General features: G+C 33.0%; 21 protein-coding genes. 9 read left to right on the forward strand and 12 right to left on the reverse strand.

The window, feature by feature from the left end; genetic code table 11:
- Positions 1-48: 48 nt before the first annotated feature.
- Positions 49-282 carry a hypothetical protein gene (locus tag C8D80_RS04380; protein WP_133607754.1) on the reverse strand — a complete coding sequence of 78 codons (234 nt, stop codon included), beginning with the start codon at positions 280-282 and terminating at the stop codon, positions 49-51.
- A 90-nt stretch (positions 283-372) separates the two neighbouring features.
- Positions 373-1,536, reverse strand: a complete 1,164-nt coding sequence (locus C8D80_RS04385) for a THUMP domain-containing class I SAM-dependent RNA methyltransferase (RefSeq protein WP_133607756.1) — start codon at positions 1,534-1,536, stop codon at positions 373-375.
- A 147-nt stretch (positions 1,537-1,683) separates the two neighbouring features.
- Here C8D80_RS04385 and C8D80_RS04390 point away from each other — a divergent pair, with 147 nt between their 5' ends.
- The 8 genes from C8D80_RS04390 to C8D80_RS04425 all read left to right on the forward strand — a co-directional run bounded on the left by C8D80_RS04390 (position 1,684) and on the right by C8D80_RS04425 (position 6,351).
- On the forward strand, positions 1,684-2,427 hold the full coding sequence (locus C8D80_RS04390; protein WP_133607758.1) for an SAM-dependent methyltransferase: 744 nt from the start codon (positions 1,684-1,686) through the stop codon (positions 2,425-2,427).
- On the forward strand, positions 2,427-3,161 hold the full coding sequence (locus C8D80_RS04395; RefSeq protein ID WP_133607760.1) for a ZIP family metal transporter: 735 nt from the start codon (positions 2,427-2,429) through the stop codon (positions 3,159-3,161). The genes C8D80_RS04390 and C8D80_RS04395 overlap by 1 nt, the downstream gene beginning before the upstream one ends.
- A gap of 66 nt (positions 3,162-3,227) precedes the next feature.
- The gene (locus C8D80_RS04400) at positions 3,228-3,608 is read left to right on the forward strand and encodes a PH domain-containing protein (protein ID WP_133607762.1); all 381 of its coding nucleotides are present in this window, start codon (positions 3,228-3,230) and stop codon (positions 3,606-3,608) included.
- A gap of 4 nt (positions 3,609-3,612) precedes the next feature.
- On the forward strand, positions 3,613-4,431 hold the full coding sequence (gene murQ / locus C8D80_RS04405) for an N-acetylmuramic acid 6-phosphate etherase (RefSeq protein WP_133607764.1): 819 nt from the start codon (positions 3,613-3,615) through the stop codon (positions 4,429-4,431).
- 7 nt (positions 4,432-4,438) lie between these two features.
- Entirely contained in the window at positions 4,439-4,906 is a 468-nt protein-coding gene (locus C8D80_RS04410) for a hypothetical protein (protein WP_133607766.1), read from the forward strand.
- The gene (locus C8D80_RS04415) at positions 4,906-5,142 is read left to right on the forward strand and encodes a DUF6095 family protein (RefSeq protein WP_133607768.1); all 237 of its coding nucleotides are present in this window, start codon (positions 4,906-4,908) and stop codon (positions 5,140-5,142) included. The genes C8D80_RS04410 and C8D80_RS04415 overlap by 1 nt, the downstream gene beginning before the upstream one ends.
- Positions 5,143-5,160: 18 nt before the next feature.
- Entirely contained in the window at positions 5,161-5,547 is a 387-nt protein-coding gene (locus C8D80_RS04420) for a DNA topoisomerase IV (protein ID WP_133607770.1), read from the forward strand.
- A 33-nt stretch (positions 5,548-5,580) separates the two neighbouring features.
- Positions 5,581-6,351, forward strand: a complete 771-nt coding sequence (locus C8D80_RS04425; RefSeq protein ID WP_133607772.1) for a TerC family protein — start codon at positions 5,581-5,583, stop codon at positions 6,349-6,351.
- Positions 6,352-6,417: 66 nt separating this feature from the next.
- On the opposite strand, the gene C8D80_RS04430 is transcribed toward C8D80_RS04425, so the two are convergent.
- From C8D80_RS04430 to ychF, 9 genes are all read right to left on the reverse strand, one after another.
- Positions 6,418-8,091, reverse strand: coding sequence for a formate--tetrahydrofolate ligase (locus tag C8D80_RS04430; RefSeq protein ID WP_133607774.1), 1,674 nt, complete (start codon positions 8,089-8,091; stop codon positions 6,418-6,420).
- A 115-nt stretch (positions 8,092-8,206) separates the two neighbouring features.
- Entirely contained in the window at positions 8,207-10,921 is a 2,715-nt protein-coding gene (locus C8D80_RS04435) for a DNA gyrase/topoisomerase IV subunit A (protein WP_133607776.1), read from the reverse strand.
- A 49-nt stretch (positions 10,922-10,970) separates the two neighbouring features.
- Positions 10,971-11,345: a GxxExxY protein gene (locus C8D80_RS04440; protein WP_133607778.1), complete on the reverse strand. Its 375-nt coding sequence runs from the start codon at positions 11,343-11,345 to the stop codon at positions 10,971-10,973.
- 110 nt (positions 11,346-11,455) lie between these two features.
- Entirely contained in the window at positions 11,456-13,309 is a 1,854-nt protein-coding gene (locus C8D80_RS04445; protein ID WP_133607780.1) for a DNA topoisomerase IV subunit B, read from the reverse strand.
- 122 nt (positions 13,310-13,431) lie between these two features.
- A complete protein-coding gene (locus C8D80_RS04450; protein ID WP_133607782.1) occupies positions 13,432-13,974 on the reverse strand; it encodes a hypothetical protein in 543 nt (180 codons plus the stop codon).
- 9 nt (positions 13,975-13,983) lie between these two features.
- Positions 13,984-14,655: a TIGR02117 family protein gene (locus C8D80_RS04455; protein WP_133607784.1), complete on the reverse strand. Its 672-nt coding sequence runs from the start codon at positions 14,653-14,655 to the stop codon at positions 13,984-13,986.
- Positions 14,656-14,661: 6 nt separating this feature from the next.
- Positions 14,662-15,327: a hypothetical protein gene (locus tag C8D80_RS04460; RefSeq protein WP_133607786.1), complete on the reverse strand. Its 666-nt coding sequence runs from the start codon at positions 15,325-15,327 to the stop codon at positions 14,662-14,664.
- Positions 15,328-15,383: 56 nt separating this feature from the next.
- Positions 15,384-16,136 carry a methyltransferase family protein gene (locus C8D80_RS04465; RefSeq protein ID WP_133607788.1) on the reverse strand — a complete coding sequence of 251 codons (753 nt, stop codon included), beginning with the start codon at positions 16,134-16,136 and terminating at the stop codon, positions 15,384-15,386.
- A gap of 37 nt (positions 16,137-16,173) precedes the next feature.
- On the reverse strand, positions 16,174-17,268 hold the full coding sequence (gene ychF / locus C8D80_RS04470) for a redox-regulated ATPase YchF (protein ID WP_133607790.1): 1,095 nt from the start codon (positions 17,266-17,268) through the stop codon (positions 16,174-16,176).
- 204 nt (positions 17,269-17,472) lie between these two features.
- Here ychF and C8D80_RS04475 point away from each other — a divergent pair, with 204 nt between their 5' ends.
- Entirely contained in the window at positions 17,473-18,009 is a 537-nt protein-coding gene (locus C8D80_RS04475; protein WP_133607792.1) for a hypothetical protein, read from the forward strand.
- Positions 18,010-18,058: 49 nt separating this feature from the next.
- Here C8D80_RS04475 and C8D80_RS04480 read toward each other — a convergent pair whose 3' ends face one another.
- Positions 18,059-19,249 (reverse strand): hypothetical protein, encoded by a 1,191-nt coding sequence (locus tag C8D80_RS04480; protein WP_133607794.1) that lies wholly within the window; start codon positions 19,247-19,249, stop codon positions 18,059-18,061.
- Positions 19,250-19,349: the final 100 nt, after the last annotated feature.

The following is a 19,349-nucleotide window of genomic DNA, read 5'->3' on the forward strand; positions in this document are numbered from 1 at the left end:
ACACAAAATAAAAAAAACAAAAATCCCGAGCTCACACTCGGGATTTTTTTATTCTATTTCTTTCACACCCTTTATAAAAAACCACTTCATGTAGATTTTTTCTCCGTTGTGGGTTTTAATTGCTTGAAATTTAGGTGCTAAAATTAAAGCTACCATAAAAGCGGTCATTGGAATCCAAAGTCCATTCAAATGCGTGAATTCGTCCACTAAATATAATGTTGGTAAATAAATCACCACAAATCCTAAGAAGTTATATAAGAATGATTTTACTTTTTTATTCATTGTTTATAATGTTTAATTGATAAATTGTTGAACTGTTAAATTGTAAAAATGACTTTTCACTTTTCACTTTTTACTTTTTACTTTTTACTTTTACTCTTCAGTATTCATATACTTTCCTTTCTTACTGCCTTCGTACATTTCGTATTTCACTAAACGTGCTTCAAGCTTTCCGTTGAAAAGTTTAATTTTTCTACTTGGTTTCAAGCCTACGAATTTCAATGCTTCTAAATTCGCAGTAATAAACCAAGCGTTGGTATTTGGATAATTTTGTTTTAAAGTGTCACCAATTTCTCTGTAAAAACGCTCCATATCAATATCCAAACGCTCACCATAAGGCGGATTGAACACCATGTGTAATGGTCCTTCTGTTTCTTTTTTAGAATCGAAGAAGTTTTCATTGGTAATGGTAATATATTCGTCTAAATTGGCATTTCTAACATTGTCTTTTGCTTTTGAAACCGCACTTGGCGCTTTGTCATAGCCTGTAATCGTGTAATGAAATTCGCGTGTTTTCTTTAATAACGATTCCATAATGTTATCAAACAATTCCGCGTCCCAATCTTTCCATTTCTCAAAACCAAATTCCTTACGATTAATATTCGCTGGTACGTTACAAGCAATCATTGCAGCTTCTGCCAAAATAGTTCCCGAACCACACATTGGATCTAAGAAATGACTCTTTCCTTCCCAACCCGATAAAATCAACATTCCTGCTGCTAAAACTTCGTTTATTGGAGCAATATTCGTAGCCGTTCTGTAACCTCTATGGTGCAACGAAGCGCCTGAAGAATCTAACGAAACCGTTACATTATCTCTATCAATGTGTACATGAATTTGTAAATCTGGGAAATCTTTATCGATACTTGGACGCTTGCCGTTCAAATCTCTAAATTGATCCACAATCGCATCTTTAGTTTTTAAAGCCACAAACTGACTGTGATTGAAGTTTTCAGAATGCAAAGTAGTTTCTACTAAAAACGTATTGTGTTCAGTCAAATAATCCGACCAATCAATCGCTCTAATACCTTCATACAAGGCTTTATCGTTATGGGCTTTAAAGGTTTTGATAGGTTTTAAGATTTTTAAAGCCGTACGAAGTGCCAAATTGGCTTTGTACATAAATCCTTTATCGCCTTTAAAACTCACCACACGTGTACCGATTTCCACTTGTTGCGCACCAAGAATTTGCAATTCTCTAGCTAATATTTCTTCAAAACCAAAGAAGGTTTTGGCAGTCATTTTATAATTTTCCATTTACTTTTCTTTAAAATAGTAATTTCCTTTTCCTTACTATTATTTTTAAATTTGATTCCTGAAATTAGAAATCAATATTCTTATTAATTGAATTATCGTGCAAAAATACACTAAATTTGCAAGATTAATTTGCCAGAAAAAGAATAAATGTCAGAAATTCAAAAGCCTGTATCAGAAAATTGGTTCGAATCTTGGTTTGATACCGAATATTATCACATTTTATACAAGGAACGCAACGACGAAGAAGCGCAATTGTTAATGGACAATTTAACGCATTATTTAAACCTTCCAGAAGACGCTAAAATCTTAGACTTAGCTTGTGGAAAAGGGCGTCATGCGATTTATTTAAACTCTTTAGGCTTTGATGTTACAGGTGCTGATTTATCTGAAAACAGTATTAAAGAAGCATCTGAATTTGCCAATGAGAAACTGCATTTCAAAGTGCACGATATGCGCGAAACGTGTAACGAAAAGTACGATGCGATTTTCAATTTATTCACCAGTTTTGGCTATTTTGAAGACGATGCCGACAATTATAAAACCATCAAAGCCATTCACAACAGTTTAACCGAAACAGGTTTTGCAGTAATCGATTTTATGAATGTGGATTATGTTTTGGAAAATTTGGTTGCCGATGAAGTAAAATCGGTAGACGGAATTGATTTTCACATCAAACGTTACTTAAAAGACGGACACATTTACAAAGAAATTGATTTTGAAGATAAAGGCGAAAAGTTTCATTTCACCGAAAAAGTACAAGCACTTCGCTTAGAAGATTTCGAGAAAATCATGGAAGAAGCCGGCATTTATCTTTTGGATATTTTTGGCGATTATAAATTGCGAAAATTCTTTAAAACACAATCAGAACGTTTAATTATGATTTTTAAATAATGCAATATATCATCACCTTTTCAGCCGTTATTTTAGGTTTTTTAATCGCTTTGTTTTTAAAACCTCAAAAGAAAAAAAACATCAAATTATTGTTGGCATTTAGTGGTGCGTTTTTATTATCGCTTACTGTTTTGCACTTACTTCCCGAATTATTTAGCGAAGGACATAATCACGTTCACGAAGGCGAAGAAACACATGCCACGTTACCGGTTGGTGTTTTCATTATGATTGGAATTTTATTCCAAATCTTATTGGAATTTTTCTCAAAAGGTGCTGAACACGGTCACGTTCACGTACATACTGACGAGCATAACGAATTGCATCACATTCCGTGGTTGTTGTTTATTAGTTTGTGTATTCACGCCTTGTTAGAAGGTTTCCCAATTCACGAAAACAACAATTTAGCTTATGGAATTGCGGTTCACCACTTCCCTATTGCCATTATTTTGACCTTGTTTTTCGTAAATGCGAAGATGAATAAAATGATGATTTTTGCTTTTATGTTTTCATTCGCATTAATGACGCCGCTTGGAACTTTATTAGCAGAACAAATGCATTTTGCACAACATTACTCAAAGGAAATTTCGGCTGTGGTAGTTGGGATTTTATTTCATATTTCGTCTACTATTATTTTTGAAAGTAACGAAGGCCACAAATTCAATTTGGCAAAAATTACCATGATTGTCTTTGGTTTTGTATTGGCTTACATTATTGAAATGGGGCATTCGCATTAAAAATTTAAAAGGCTTAAAACATAAGTAGTTTTTAATTAAATTTGAAGAACATTTAAAACATTTGATATGGGATTATTTTCTGCGCTACTTGGCAATGCAGGTACTGTAAATCAAGAAACTTTAGTGAAAGATTATGGCAAATTATTAATCACGGGTGAAGAAATCGAATTGGGTTTTAAACTAATCCGAGATACTTTTATTTTCACCAATAAACGATTAATTCTAGTTGAAAAACAAGGAATTACAGGTAGCAAAATTGAATATAAATCCATTACTTACAAAAGCATTTCACGTTTCAGCGTTGAAACGGCAGGCACTTTTGACTTAGAAGCCGAATTGAAAATTTGGGTTTCTAGTGAAGCTAATCCGAGTATCGTGAAACAATTTAATAAATCAGTTAATGTGTATGATGTGCAAAATGTTTTAGCCCATCATGTTTTAAAATAATCGCATGAACTTTACTAAAACCACTGAACAAGCTTCCAAATACGAGCATTTAGAAAAAATGTCGGTCACTGATTTGTTGACGAATATCAACAATGAAGATAAAACCGTACCGTTAGCCGTAGAAAAAGCTTTGCCTCAAATTGAAACTTTAGTGACTGAAATCGTTTCTAAAATGAAACATGGTGGTCGTTTATTTTACATTGGAGCAGGAACTTCGGGGCGTTTAGGAATTGTTGATGCTTCGGAATGTCCGCCTACTTTTGGTGTTCCGTTTGATTTAGTTATCGGAATTATTGCGGGTGGCGACACTGCCATCAGAAAAGCAGTAGAATTTGCCGAAGACGATCGTGAACAAGCTTGGAAAGATTTACAACAATGGAATATAAATGAAAATGATGTTGTAGTTGGAATTGCAGCTTCAGGAACAACGCCTTATGTGATTGGTGGATTAGAAATGTGTAATCAAAATAATATCAGCACTGGAAGTATTAGTTGTAATGCAGAAAGTCCGCTATCTAAAACTGCTAAATTTCCGATTGATGTGGTGGTTGGACCAGAATTCGTAACAGGAAGTTCTCGTATGAAAGCTGGAACGGCTCAGAAGTTGGTTTTGAATATGATTTCGACTGCAACTATGATTCAGTTGGGTAAGGTAAAAGGCAATAAAATGGTCGACATGCAATTGAGCAATACCAAATTAATTGATAGAGGTACGAGAATGATTATGGAGGAAATTCCGGTAAGTTATGAAGAAGCTAATCAATTATTAAACACGCATGGAAGTGTTAGAAATGCCGTAGATTTTTACAATAATATCAAATAAACATACTATGAAACAATTATTTTTAATCGTAGCAATATTCGGTTTTTCAATATCTTTTGCTCAAAAATTAGAGTACACAGATGGTAAAATCTTTCAAGATGGAGAACAATTATCTTCTTTTGAAACCAAGAACCTAATGAAAACCGATTTAAAAGCATTGCATTTATTCAAAAAAGCAAAATCGAAAGAATCCATTGGAGGCTTTATTTTAGGATTAGGAATTGGAGGAACTGTTGCCGATTTAGTAATGGGATTAACATCAGACGATAAAAAATACCCAACAGTAATTACATATGCCGGTGTTGGATTAATGGCTGTTTCGATCCCAATTTTATCAGGAAGAAAGAAAATGGTGCAAGAAAGTGTAGATATTTATAATGCAGGATTAAAAGAGCAAAATAAAACATTAGGCGATAATTTCGAACTAAATATTGTAAATAATTCTAATGGAGTTGGACTTCGAATTAATTTCTAATGGCAACTGATAAAAACATATTAGCAAAAGGAGTAAAATATCTTTCAGGTGCTTTACCTTTATTATTTCTTGGCCCCATAATTATCAATAGTGCTTTTAAAAATCAAGAGAGTCCATTATATCCTTATGTTTTAGGATTAGGAATCATAATTGCTCTAGCGGCTATGTTTTTAATTTTTAAAGGCATTACTACCTTGGTAAAAAGTATGTTTGATGGAGATAAACAAGGGCAATAACAATTTCAAAAATCAAATATGAAATTCAAAATACAATATTCTATTTGTAGTTTATTACTACTTACATTGCTAACTTCTTGCTACAATCAAGAACGCAATTGTACTGATTTTAAAACCGGAAAATTTACTTCAGAAACAGAAATTGAAGGTAAAAAATACACCAGTACTTTTGAACGCAACGATTCTATTCAAATAGAAAGCTACGAAGGAAAAATAGATACTTTTAAAGTTAGATGGACTAATGATTGCGAATACATTATTCAAAATACGAATCCAAAAAACCGAGAAGAGAAAAAACCAGTTCAAATGAAAATTTTGACAACTGACTCAGATTCATACACTTTTGAATATTCTTTCGTTGGCGACTCAAAAAAACAGCGCGGAACTGTAACAAAACTGAAGTAACCAACGTAAAATACAATTTAAAACACTAAATAAATGGAAGTTTTCTTAAACCCAGATGCTTGGATAGCATTGTTAACCTTAACCTTCTTAGAAATCATTTTAGGTATCGATAACATCATTTTTATTTCGATTGTTACCGGAAAATTACCTCAAGAAAAACGTAAAAGAGCAACCCGAATCGGATTATTCTTAGCTATGTTCATGCGTATTGCTTTGCTTTTTGGAATCACCATTTTAATTGCTATGAAAGCGCCATGGTTTAGCTTTGATTTTGGATGGTTCTCAGCCGAAATTACTGGACAAGCTATGATTTTATTGTTAGGAGGTTTGTTCTTAATTTATAAAAGTACTAAAGAAATCCATGAAAAAGTAGATCATAAAGGAGAAGAAGAAAAAGAATTAAAAACTTCGGCAACCAAATCATTTGCTAGTGTAATTGTGCAAATTCTTTTAATCGACTTAATATTCTCCGTTGATAGTATCTTAACAGCTGTTGGTATGACAAATGGTGTAGAAGGCGCATTAGTAATTATGATTACCGCAGTAGTAATTTCTGTAGGAATTATGATGTTGTTTGCTGTTCCTGTTGGGAATTTCGTAAATGCAAATCCTTCGATTCAAATCCTAGGATTAGCATTCTTAATCTTAATCGGATTCATGCTAATTACAGAAAGTATGCACTTATCACACGCTGAATTAGCAGGACAACACGTTGGAGCTGTTCCAAAAGGTTATTTGTATTTTGCAATTGCTTTCTCACTAGGCGTTGAATTCATCAATATGAAAATGCGTAAGAAAAATTAATTACAAATTATTACATAAAAAATGTCCCGAAAATATCGGGACATTTTTATTTATAGAATATATGTGTTAAGACAATCCTGTAATTACACCATTATTATCAATATCAATTCGTTCCGCATTAGGAATAGCTGGTAAACCTGGCATTCGCATTACTTCACCTAACAACGGCACAATAAATCCAGCGCCACTTGCGATTTCAAATTCTCGAACGGTAATATCAAAATTCGTTGGGCGACCAATTAACTTTTCATTGTCTGAAAAACTCGCTGGTGTTTTAGCCATACAAACCGAAAAATGACTAAAACCTAAATCGTTAATCATTTTTAACTGTGATTTTGATTTTGGAGAAAACTCTACTGAATTCGCTCCATAAATTTCTTTAGCAACCGTATTTATTTTATGCTCAATACTGTCCGAAGGTTGGTATAAAGGTTTGTAATTGGCATTTCCTTTATTAATTTCTTCTACCACTTTTTCAGCCACTTCCGCCGAACCTTTTCCACCATGAACAAAAGCTGTGCTTACTATGGCAGTAACTCCTTTTGTAGCACATAACTCAATTAGTTTATTGTATTCAGCTTGTGTATCATCTGGAAAAGCATTCACACAAACCACTGGATTAATGCCAAATTTTTGAATGTTTTCAATATGCTTTTCTAAATTACAGAAACCTTTTTCAATCGCACTTACATTTTCAGTTTTGAAATCTTCTGCGGCTAATCCTGCATGATGTTTAATAGCTCTTATTGTTGCTACTAAAACAACAGCATCCGGTTTCAAACCACTTTGTTCACATTTGATGTGTAGAAACTTCTCTGCTCCTAAATCAGCACCAAAACCAGCTTCTGTTACTACGTAATCGCCAAGTGACAATCCCATTTTGGTTGCAATTGCTGTGTTAGTTCCTTGTGCAATACTTGCAAAAGGTCCGCCATGCAAAATTGCTGGATTTCCGTCGATAGTTTGTACTAAGTTGGGCTTAATCGCATCTTTTAATAAAGTTGCCATCGCTCCTACTACATTTAAATCTCTAGCGAAAATAGCTTTTCCATCTAACGTTTTTCCAACGAATATATTTCCTAAACGGAATTTTAAATCTTCTAAATCTTTTGCCAAACATAAAATCGCCATCACTTCCGAAGCAGGTGTGATATTGAAACCATCTTCACGCATGGTTCCATTAGCTTTCGCTCCAACACCAATAATAATCTGACGTAGTGAACGGTCGTTCATATCCATCACACGTTTCCACGCGATTGATTTTGGATCCAGATTTAATGAATATTTCGTGTTTTGCAAGTTGTTATCAATCACTGCCGATAACAAGTTATTCGCTTTTTCAATTGCCGAAAAATCGCCAGTAAAATGCAAATTGATGTCTTCCATCGGCAATACTTGAACATAACCACCGCCAGCTGCTCCACCTTTTAAACCGAAAACAGGTCCTAATGAAGGTTCGCGTAAAACGGCAATTGCTTTTTTACCGATATAATTCAAACCATCTGTCAAACCAATCGACATGGTAGTTTTTCCTTCACCATATTTAGTTGGAGACATAGCAGAAACTAAAATTAGTTTTCCTTTAGGATTTTCTTGTTGTAAGTGTAAAGGTAATTTGGCTTTGTACTTGCCATAATATTCTAAATCGTCTTCTTCAATATTGATTTTTTTTGCGATTTCTTTTATGTGAGACATCGTTGCATTTTGCGCAATTTCAATGTCTGATGGAAAATTTGACATTAGTTGTTGTGTTATAATTGGTATTCGAAATTAGTATTATTTGGTTGAAAAAAACACGACAAAAATCATGTTTCAAAAAAAACCTGCAAGACAAAAATAGTCTCGCAGGTTATGGTTATTCTAAGGAAAGTGTTATCTGTCCGTCGTCATCTAATTCTATGTTGAAATCGGTTATATCAGCACCTTCACTTTCATCAGTAGCTTCTTGTTGCGCTTCAGGTTCTTCCAAAATTTCTTCATAAGGTAATGGATCTAACAAATTGATTTGTTTCAGCTTGTCAGTAGTTAATTGGTTACCCAAAGCTTTTATGCCTTTTACCGAAATAAATTGCTCTAAATCAACTATTTGATTTTCTTTTTGAATACCTTTTACTTTGGCAAAAATAACCTCAGCAACCGGACGCCAATCAGTAGAAACAATTTCTAATTGCGATTTCTCGTGTTCGGTGATAAAAATTTCCTCTTTGTTTTCGTTTTCAACTAAGAAACGCTTCACAAAATATCTGTCTTTTTCGCCACAGTAATAAATACAAGAAACTGGTTTATTTGGATTCCATTTTTCCAATACAATCATATCTTCGTCGAAATGCGTTGTCAATTCTGGAATAATGGTTTTTAGTTTTCCGGATTGGTTTACAATCAACAAGCGATCATTTGGACGGAATTCGCCTAACAACTCGCCTCTTCCATCTACATTTAAACGTTGTACCGTATCATCAAACCAAACTTTTCGAGGTCGTAAAGTTGAAATACCTTTCTCTTTTAACTCGATTTTTTTGATTGGATATTTGGTCACCGTATTGCCACGAGAAGCTCTTCCTTTGATAGCAATATCCGAGAAATCAACATCCCATTTCAGTTTTTTCACGCTTCCTACTTGACGTAATAAAATCGTAACAACTTCAGCTTCTCCATTTGGATTAGCAGAGAAATACGACACCATTGAACCTGGTTTTTCTTGTGTTAAATCGTAAAATTTATCACGAGTTACACCTGAAACATTGAAACGTTTGATAAAAGTTGAACCGTTTTTACCATCACGATACATCATGTTGTAAATGGTTCGTTTGTCGTTTTTATCAAAAACAGCGATGTGAATAATATCTTTTCCTACGAATTTTTTATCATCTACTTTCGCTACCATCATTTTTCCATCGCGAAGGAAAACAATTACATCATCAATGTCTGAACAATCCGCAACGTATTCATCTTTCTTTAAACCTGTTCCAAAGAAACCTTCTTCACGATTTACATAAAGTTTTGTGTTTCGTAAAACCACTTTCGTAGCCTCAATATTATCAAAACTTCTTAATTCGGTTTGGCGTTCGCGCCCTTTTCCGTATTTGTCTTTTAGTCTTTGGAAGAAATCAATCGTATAATCAATAATATGATCTAAATGAAACTTGACTTGTTCCATTTCTGCTTCCAATTTCGAAATCGCTTCATCCGCTTTATCCGAGTCGAAACGTGTAATACGAATCATTGGAATTTGCGTTAATTTTTGCAAATCATCGTCGTTAATTTCTCGAACAAATGATTTTAAAAACGGTTCAAATCGGTCATACATGTATTTGTACAACGATTCTCTGTCGGAATACAATTTGAAGTCGATATACATTTCTTCACGAATGAAAATCTTTTCTAACGTAGAGAAATGCCATTTATTTTCTAATTCGTCCAACTGAATTTCTAATTCGCGTTTCAGCAAATCAACCGTTCTGTTGGTCGAAATTTTCAACATATCAGAAACCCCAATAAACAACGGTTTGTGGTTTTCAATAACACATCCTAATGGCGCTACTGAAGTTTCACAAGCCGTGAACGCATATAACGCATCAATAGTTTTATCAGGTGAAACACCAGCTGGCAAATGAATTAAAATTTCAACCTCAGCAGCTGTGTTATCTTCAATTTTCTTGATTTTTATTTTCCCTTTTTCGTTGGCTTTCAAAATACTATCAATCAATGTTGACGTATTGGTTGAAAACGGAATTTGGGTAATCACCAAAGTTTGTTTGTCTAACTGCCCAATTTTTGCACGCACACGCACACGACCGCCACGTAATCCATCATTATAATTGGAAACATCAGCAATACCTGCGGTTGGAAAATCGGGAAATAAGGTAAAAGGTTTTCCTTTTAATATTTTGATAGAAGAATCTATTAATTCGTTAAAATTGTGAGGTAACACTTTGGTCGATAAACCTACGGCAATACCTTCGGCACCTTGTGCTAACAACAAAGGAAACTTTACCGGAAGATTAATCGGTTCGGCACGACGACCATCGTATGACATTCCCCATTCGGTGATTTTTGGTGAATACAATACATCGTGACCAAATTTTGAAATTCTGGCTTCGATGTAACGGGAAGCTGCGGCACTATCACCTGTTAAGATATTTCCCCAGTTTCCTTGCATATCGATAATTAGGTCTTTTTGCCCAATTTGCACCATGGCGTCACCAATACTCGCATCTCCGTGAGGGTGATACTGCATGGTATGACCCACGATATTCGCCACTTTATTGTAACGACCATCATCTAACTCTTTCATGGAGTGCATAATACGACGTTGCACCGGTTTAAAACCGTCTTCAATCGCTGGAACTGCACGTTCTAGAATTACATACGAAGCGTAGTCCAAAAACCAATCTTTGTACATTCCTGTAACTTTGGTAATGGTGTCTTCTGGGTTTTCGTTGTTTTCGTAAAAATGATGTCCCGTTGAAACACGAATATCTTCAAAACCTTCCTCGTTTGTGGATTGGTCTTGATTGTCGAAATTTTCGTCTTCGTTTGGAATGATGTTATCTTCTTCTTCGTCTTTCATATCTTTGTAGCACTATGTTACTCAAAGTTTTACACTAAGTTTCACAATGTTATAATATTAATCTTTTTATTCCGTCTTTTAATGATTTTTTATAAAAATTTAAAAGTAAACCTAATCTACATTCTGAAAGTCTCATATAGGTTAAACATTGCGCTGTATGCTCTAATGTAAACTCTTCAACCACTTTCAATTCAACAATAACTTTATTATTTACGATTATATCAACTCTGTAGCCACAATCCATTTTAATGTCTTCATAAACTACTGGAAATGGACATTCTTGTTTAACTTCTAATCCGCATTTTGTTAACTCATAAGCTAAACATTCTCTGTACACTTTTTCCAATAAACCTGAGCCTAACTTTGTATGAACTTTATAGGCACAATCTAAAACGATTCGGCTAATTTCATTTTCTTCAGTCATATCTTTTTGTATCACAATGTTACACTAAGTTATTCACTATGTTTCCCAATGTTTAATATATCTTGGTGTGACTTTGTGTTAAACTTTGAGAAACTTTGTGCTCCAAATAACTACTTCTCCACCACATCCAATTCCACTTTCAAATTGTTAATGATAAACTCTTGTCGGTCTGGGGTATTTTTACCCATGTAAAACTCTAACAAGGTTTCAATTGAAGTGGCTTTATCTAACATGACTGGATCTAATCGAATGTCTTGCCCAATGAAGTGCTTGAACTCATCTGGCGAAATTTCTCCTAATCCTTTGAATCGGGTGATTTCTGGTTTTGGTTTTAGCTTTTCAATGGCGTTTACTCGTTCTTCTTCGCTATAGCAATAAATAGTTTCTTTTTTATTTCGCACACGGAACAAAGGTGTCTGTAAGATATACAAATGGCCATCTTTTATCAACTCAGGGAAAAACTGCAAGAAAAACGTAATCAACAACAAGCGAATGTGCATTCCATCGACATCGGCATCGGTTGCAATTACGATATTGTTGTAACGTAAATCTCCCATGTCTTCCTCAATGTTTAATGCGGCTTGTAATAAATTGAATTCTTCGTTTTCGTACACAATTTTCTTAGTCATTCCATACGAATTCAAAGGCTTACCACGTAAACTGAAAACCGCTTGTGTATTTACATCACGACTTTTGGTAATCGAACCCGAAGCCGAATCTCCCTCGGTAATAAAAAGCGTACTTTCTAAACTTCTTGGATTTTTAGCATCGGTTAAATGCACACGACAATCACGTAATTTTTTATTGTGAAGACTGGCTTTTTTAGCTCGGTCTTTAGCTAATTTTCTAATGCCTGAAAGTTCTTTACGTTCGCGTTCGGCTTGTAAAATCTTACGCAATAAAGCATCAGCAACTTCTGGATTTTTATGTAAAAAATTATCTAACTTCGTTTTGATGAAATCATTCACAAACGAACGCACCGAAGGCCCATTCGGACCAATATCGGTTGAACCTAATTTGGTTTTGGTTTGTGATTCGAAAACAGGTTCTTCCACTTTAACCGAAACTGCAGAAACAATCGATTTACGAATATCAGAAGCTTCAAAAGGCTTGTTGTAAAACTCTTTGATGGTTTTTACAATTGCTTCACGAAAAGCGCCTAAATGCGTTCCTCCTTGCGTGGTATTTTGTCCGTTGACAAATGAATGGTATTCTTCTGAATATTGGGATTTACTGTGTGTGATAGCTACTTCGATATCGTCGCCCAACAAATGAATCGTTGGATAAACCATATCGTCTTCGTGAATGGCTTCTTCTAATAAATCTTTTAAACCGTTATCTGAAAAATACTTTTCACCATTGTAATAAATGGTCAATCCTGTATTTAGATAGCAGTAATTTTTGAGCATCTTGATGATGTACTCATTTCGGTATTTGTAGTTCTTGAAAATCGCTTCATCGGCAACAAACGAAACTTTCGTTCCTTTACGCTTGGTTGTTTCTTGAACGTCTTCTTCTAAGGTTAGATTTCCGGCAGAGAATTCCGCTGCTTTTTGTTGGTTATCACGTACCGATTCTACTCTGAAATAATTGGAAAGTGCATTTACAGCTTTTGTTCCGACACCATTTAAACCTACGGATTTTTTGAAGGCTTTGGAATCGTATTTTCCACCTGTATTCATTTTGGAAACTACATCAACGACTTTTCCTAACGGAATACCTCGACCATAATCGCGCACCGTAACGAGTTTGTCTTTAATGGTAACTTCGATGGTTTTTCCTGCACCCATGACAAATTCATCGATACAGTTATCCAATACTTCTTTTAATAAAATATAAATACCATCATCGGGCGAAGAACCATCACCTAGTTTTCCGATATACATACCGGGACGCATACGAATGTGTTCTTTCCAATCAAGGGAACGTATATTGTCTTCGGTATATTGATTTTGCTCTAACATAGACAGAATTTGGATTTTGTGCAATATAGCATTTATCTCCAAATTTTAGAAGCGAAAATCCGAGAAGTTATTGACAAAATATGGTTAAGAAGATAGAAAAAAGAGAAGAGAAAAAAGACAAATTATTTATCAATCTTTAATTTTCTAAAATGATAGAAAAGATAAAAATTTGTAATTAATAATAAATAAAAACCAATTTTTATTTGACCAATTCTATCAATAAAAACATAGCCAATTGTTAATAAAATAAGTAATATCAAGACAGTGTTTAATAGATATAATCTAACAAGATTTATTTTGTTATTTTTAAACATAAAAAATACACCTAATAATGAAGACATAACTAAAATTACTGAAAAAAGTATATATAAAATACATAAAAAATCATAAAACCCCAGTTTGTCATTAGAATTAATTTCAAAAAACAAATTAACATTTAAACTCAAATCAATTATACTATCACTTTCTTCAGTAAAGTAAATTTCCAAATCAGATAGATAATTAGAAATTTTTTCTGTGTAATTAACCTCTATTTCACATCCGAAACATTCTGACTCTTCAAGAGCAAATTCATGCATTTCACATTGCTTTACGAATGGTAAAAACAAGAATAAAACAGAAAGAACTGAAAGAATTCTTAACTTATATTTTTTGATAAAATTCATACATCAAATTTAATTATAATGTCTAAAAATGCCACTATCCGAAATCGTCCAAAGAGCGGCTTTTTGATTGGCTGCTTTTAAAGCTTGATTTGCCCAAGAATTGCAAGTATAAAACAACGAATAGCTTCCTTTGGCTTCATAAAAAACATCGTGTTTTCCGTAAACGGCATCGGTTTCAATTTTTAGAAATTCACCTGATTTGGTTTGGAAAGATTCATTAATAAACAGAATCAACTTTTTGTAATTATCGGATGAAATTTGAAGTTTTTTACAAGAGTTACTTTCTTTCAAATCTTTGTAAAACGTTACATGCATTGCCGTTGTACTCAATCCAGAAGCCGCTTTTAAAGCTGTACTTGTTTTCAAATCTGCCCAAGTAGGGGTTTCCAAATAAAAACCTTTATCGCCCCAACCTATAGCTGCATATTGATACGTGGAATCTTTTGCTTTGGTGTGTTCTGGTTTGAGTTGGTTAGTCCAATCGTAATGTTCGCTTTTTAAAGGCAAAACAACATCGGTGTGAACACCATTAGTTAAGATGTAAATTGGAATTTCTTTACGACTTTTCACCAAACCATCATTCACAGAAACAAACGACAACAAAGTTACAATGAGCAAATAAGTCATCAAAGACAACACAAAAATTGCAGTGTATTTTAGGAGTTTTTTGATGATTTTCATAACCTTTTATTTAAACAAGTAATTACTTTCGTACTCAAAACCTTCTTTTCGTAATAGCTTTCTAAAATCGGCACGAGTTGGCGTTAAAACAACGTGAAGTGTGTCGTTTTCTTTCATTTCGGTTGCAAAGGGAATTTTTAATTCAGCCTTTAACTTTGTAAAATCTTTTTTGGTTCCGAGTTGAATGTGTCTTGCTCCAATAGTGGATAATTTCAAAATACTCGTTTGGTATTTTCCATCCACTTCCTTATTTAAAACTAACGAAGATTTATATTCTTTAGCGATTTCGTTTTCGGCAAAAGAAAAAATAGTATCCAAACGTTCAATTTCAAAAGCAATTGTATCACCTTTTATAAACGTTTTATAGGCTTTATTTTCTGATTTATCATAAACTTGATTGTTGCGCAATTCAAATTCTGGAATGGAATCTAATTCTGATTTTAAAGCGGTTAAAGTTTCGATTTCTAGAATGTAAGCACATTTTGGTTCCACTACTAAACGATGTGAATAATCCATCGTATACGTTCGAACAAACTTCTTGTGAAATGCTTTTATCTCATCCACATTTGTGGGTTGGGCTTCAGAAAAATAAATAAAACTATTGTTCAATCCTGAATCTTTACAGGAACCCATAGCCAAAGCAAATGAGGCTAGAATAAGATATTTTTTCATGGTAGTTTGTTTTAAAAATATCATGACAAAAGGTATGCCAAAATATACTTAAAAAACTATCTATTTTCTTGCTTTAGTAAATTGGTGTACTTCTTAATAACTTTTATAATTGCGATTGCAAATAACAAGAAAATCATGCTGTACAATAAAAAAGGATTTAATTCTTTTTCATTTTCAAGATAAACTCCAACGTAATCAAAAACAAAGAAAATTGCGAATAAAACAAAAATTCCCGTAATCTCTTTCCTAACAACTTTTTTCCAACTAAGAGAAAGATTAGCTTTTATAAAGTTTTTAAAATCAGGTACAAATGCTGGTACTTTATTTGACCAATCGATATATGATTTTCCGAATTTATTTCTTAAAAACTGTTCTTCTGCATACATAATTCGTTCATAGTAAACCCAGTAAAAAAGTGTAAAAGCTACTACAAACCAAAGATTACCAGACAATATTGCAGGTCCAAGCCACATAAAATAGTTCCCAACGTACAATGGATGCCTAACCAAGGAATACATCCCAGTTGTATTTAAACTATCTGCAACTTGATTTTTTACGGTTCTACCCGAAGTATTTTTAGGCGTAAAACCTATTACACAAATTCTAATAAATAGTCCAAAAAGACTAATTAACAGACAAAGCATTTCAAAATAAATCTCATACGGTGAGTTTTTTATAAAAAAAGAATCAGGATTTAGCTCTGTTTGAATAAAAAGTAAAAAACCTATTACTAAAATAATAACAGGTAAAACACCTCTATATCTAAATAGCCAAAGCCCTTGTTTTTCAAATTCTTCTTGTAATGCCATAACGTAGGATTTTATTTGGTTTGTTTAAAGCTATCTCTTACACATTGAATCTAAAGTGCATTACATCACCATCTTTTACAATGTATTCCTTTCCTTCTACTCTTAACTTTCCAGCTTCTTTTACTTTAGCTTCTGAACCGTAGTTTGAGAAATCTTCGAATGCAATAACTTCTGCACGGATGAATCCTTTTTCGAAATCCGTATGGATTACTCCAGCTGCTTTTGGTGCTGTATCTCCGATGTTAATAGTCCAAGCACGAACTTCTTTAACACCAGCCGTGAAATACGTTTGTAATTTTAATAATTTGTAAGCAGCACGAATTAACACTGCCGAACCTGGCTCAGTTAATCCCATATCTTCCAAGAATACTTGACGCTCTTCGTAGCTTTCTAATTCGGTAATATCAGCTTCTGCTCCTACTGAAAGGATGATAACTTCTGCTTGTTCGTCTTTTACTAATTCACGAACTTGATCTACATATTTGTTTCCGTTTACTGCCGAAGCTTCGTCAACGTTACAAACATATAAAACTGGCTTTGTAGTGATTAATTGGAATTCTTCCATCATATCTACCTCATCTTGATTTTGAGGAATTACGGTACGAGCTGATTTAGCTTCCATTAAAGTCTGACGAATTCTATCTAACAACGCTTTTTCAGCTTGTGCTTCTTTATTTCCAGTTTTTGCAGCACGATTGGTTTTTTCCAAACGCTTCTCAACTGTTTCTAAGTCTTTTAATTGCAATTCGATATCGATGGTTTCTTTATCGCGAATTGGATTTACATTACCATCTACGTGCACGATATTATCGTTATCAAAACAACGTAAAACGTGAATAATTGCATTACATTCTCTAATGTTCCCTAGGAATTGATTTCCTAAACCTTCTCCTTTACTTGCTCCTTTTACTAAACCTGCAATATCTACGATATCAACTGTTGCCATTTGAACACGCTCTGGTTTAACCAATTCCTCTAAACGAGCAATACGTGGATCTGGAACGTTTACTACACCAATATTTGGCTCAATAGTACAAAACGGAAAGTTTGCACTTTGCGCTTTAGCGTTTGACAAACAATTAAATAAAGTTGATTTTCCAACATTTGGTAATCCTACAATTCCTGCTTTCATTATGAATGTATTTTTAAAAGTGTGCAAATATAGTTTAAAAGTTGGAAAGCCACAAAGTTTGAGTCGAAGCAAAATTAACTTTAAAGCACTGAAACTGAATAAAAACAAAAGTGGAAAATATATAACATTATCAATTTCAGATGTAAGACAAGTGAGAAAAAGAAATTTATCTTTATAACTTATTAATTTTTAACATTATACATTATGAAATCAATCCTATTTGGAATTTTATTTATATGCGCAACAAGCACTATAAACAGTCAAAACAAAAACGTAAAAGACGAAACGAAAACTACAACTACAACAGTTGTAGATTCTAAAGGCGAAAAAACGTATGTAAAAAAAGAAAATACACGCGAAGTTCAGAATATTGAACTGAAAGAACAAAATCCAAAAAATATTAACATGGATTTAAAAGATTCCGCTGTAATGGTTAAATCTACAACTACAATAACTAATCCTGATGGTTCTACAAGAACTGTAGATATTGATCGTTCTTCTTATTATTTATTGAATGGAAAAAAATATAATGTTGCTTTAGACAGTAGAGGTTATCGAATTTTATCTGAAGACAATAAGGAAGAAGCTTTTTTAAGAAAAACATCAACTAATAGTTTTATTTATCGCAATAAAAACAAAATTGCAATTGGCTATTTTGATGTAGAGGGAAATTTAATTTTAGAAACTTACGATCCAAAAACGGATACCGTTTCTTACGAAAAATATAATGTAAGTAAATAAATTTAAAGTTTTTACTTCAAAAAAGTCCTAGAGAAATTTAGGGCTTTTTTTATTCTTCGTTTTCATCTTTATCGGATTCATCACTTTTAGACAACCTTTCAATTATCATTTTTTCTTCATCTGTTGATACGAAACCCGATTCTACATCCCAATAATTGGTAAAAAATGAAGTCTTTTTATTAATTAACGATTTGTCTTTGAAAACATTTTTATCACTGTATTCAAACATCTTTTTATCAAAATCAGTGATTACCATATGATTTTTAACTTCAATTCTTCTGGATTTCTTTTTATAGTATTTCTCAAAACCAATTACTTCTTTCGAATTTGCTAAATAATAGAAATCTCCTTCTAATCGAAATGTATTTTTAAACTCTAATTTATACACTTTTCTAGTAGCAAACATGCTTTCCTTATAAGCAAAAAGTCGGTCAGGAGTTACATATGAGCTTACTTCTAATATTATTTTTTTATTACTATCATACACTACTAAAAAATCAGATAAAACTCCTTTAGATTCAGCAAATGGAACAATTTTAATTACCAAATAATCTTCATTCGAAGGATAGGTTTTTACTGAAAAATCATAAATCTTCTTAGCTTTTGAATCCAATACTTCGTCTAAATATTTAAACTGATAATAATTTTCAATAATATTATTCAAATCATAACCTAAAATATTGGGATCAATATCGCCATCCAAAACACCTATTGCTCTGTTTTGTTCAATTAAAATATCAGTTTTAATACTTTTCGAATTGCCTAAAATTTGAAAATTAATTAATCCGTCATTAAAAAAAACAATTTGATTGTCCCGCTTGTAAAACTCATGCAAATACACTTTTAAATTAACCGGGATTGTCATTTTGTTTCGCGAATTTTCAATTAATCGCTTTAAAATTTCTTGCGGATGATCTTTAGTAATGATATATTCTTCTAATTGCTGTGTATTAGGTTCCATATACACTACATTTTCCTTTTTGGTTAATGTGGAAAATTTTACAACAATCGTTTTATAAGTGGAATGAACTAATTCTAAATCTGAAGATCTGGTAAGACTAACTATTGCTTTTCCTTCTTTATTAGTTAAAAAACCTTGTTGAGTTCTAGAAGCTGTAATGGTAACTTCCTCAATAGGCAAATCGGTATCGAAATCTTTTACAATAACCGTAAATTCGAGGTTTTGCGAAAAGACTATAGTAGTGAAAAAACATAATAAAAAAGTAAGTTTTTTTATCATAAATTTCAGATTATCAATCAAATATAGCAAAAAAATAATTATAAAACTCTTATTTAGTGAAGTTTCTAAAGCTTTTAAAAACAAAAAAGAGAACCTTCAA

This window comes from Flavobacterium cheniae (assembly GCF_004363695.1).
GTDB classification, from domain to species: Bacteria; Bacteroidota; Bacteroidia; order Flavobacteriales; family Flavobacteriaceae; genus Flavobacterium; species Flavobacterium cheniae.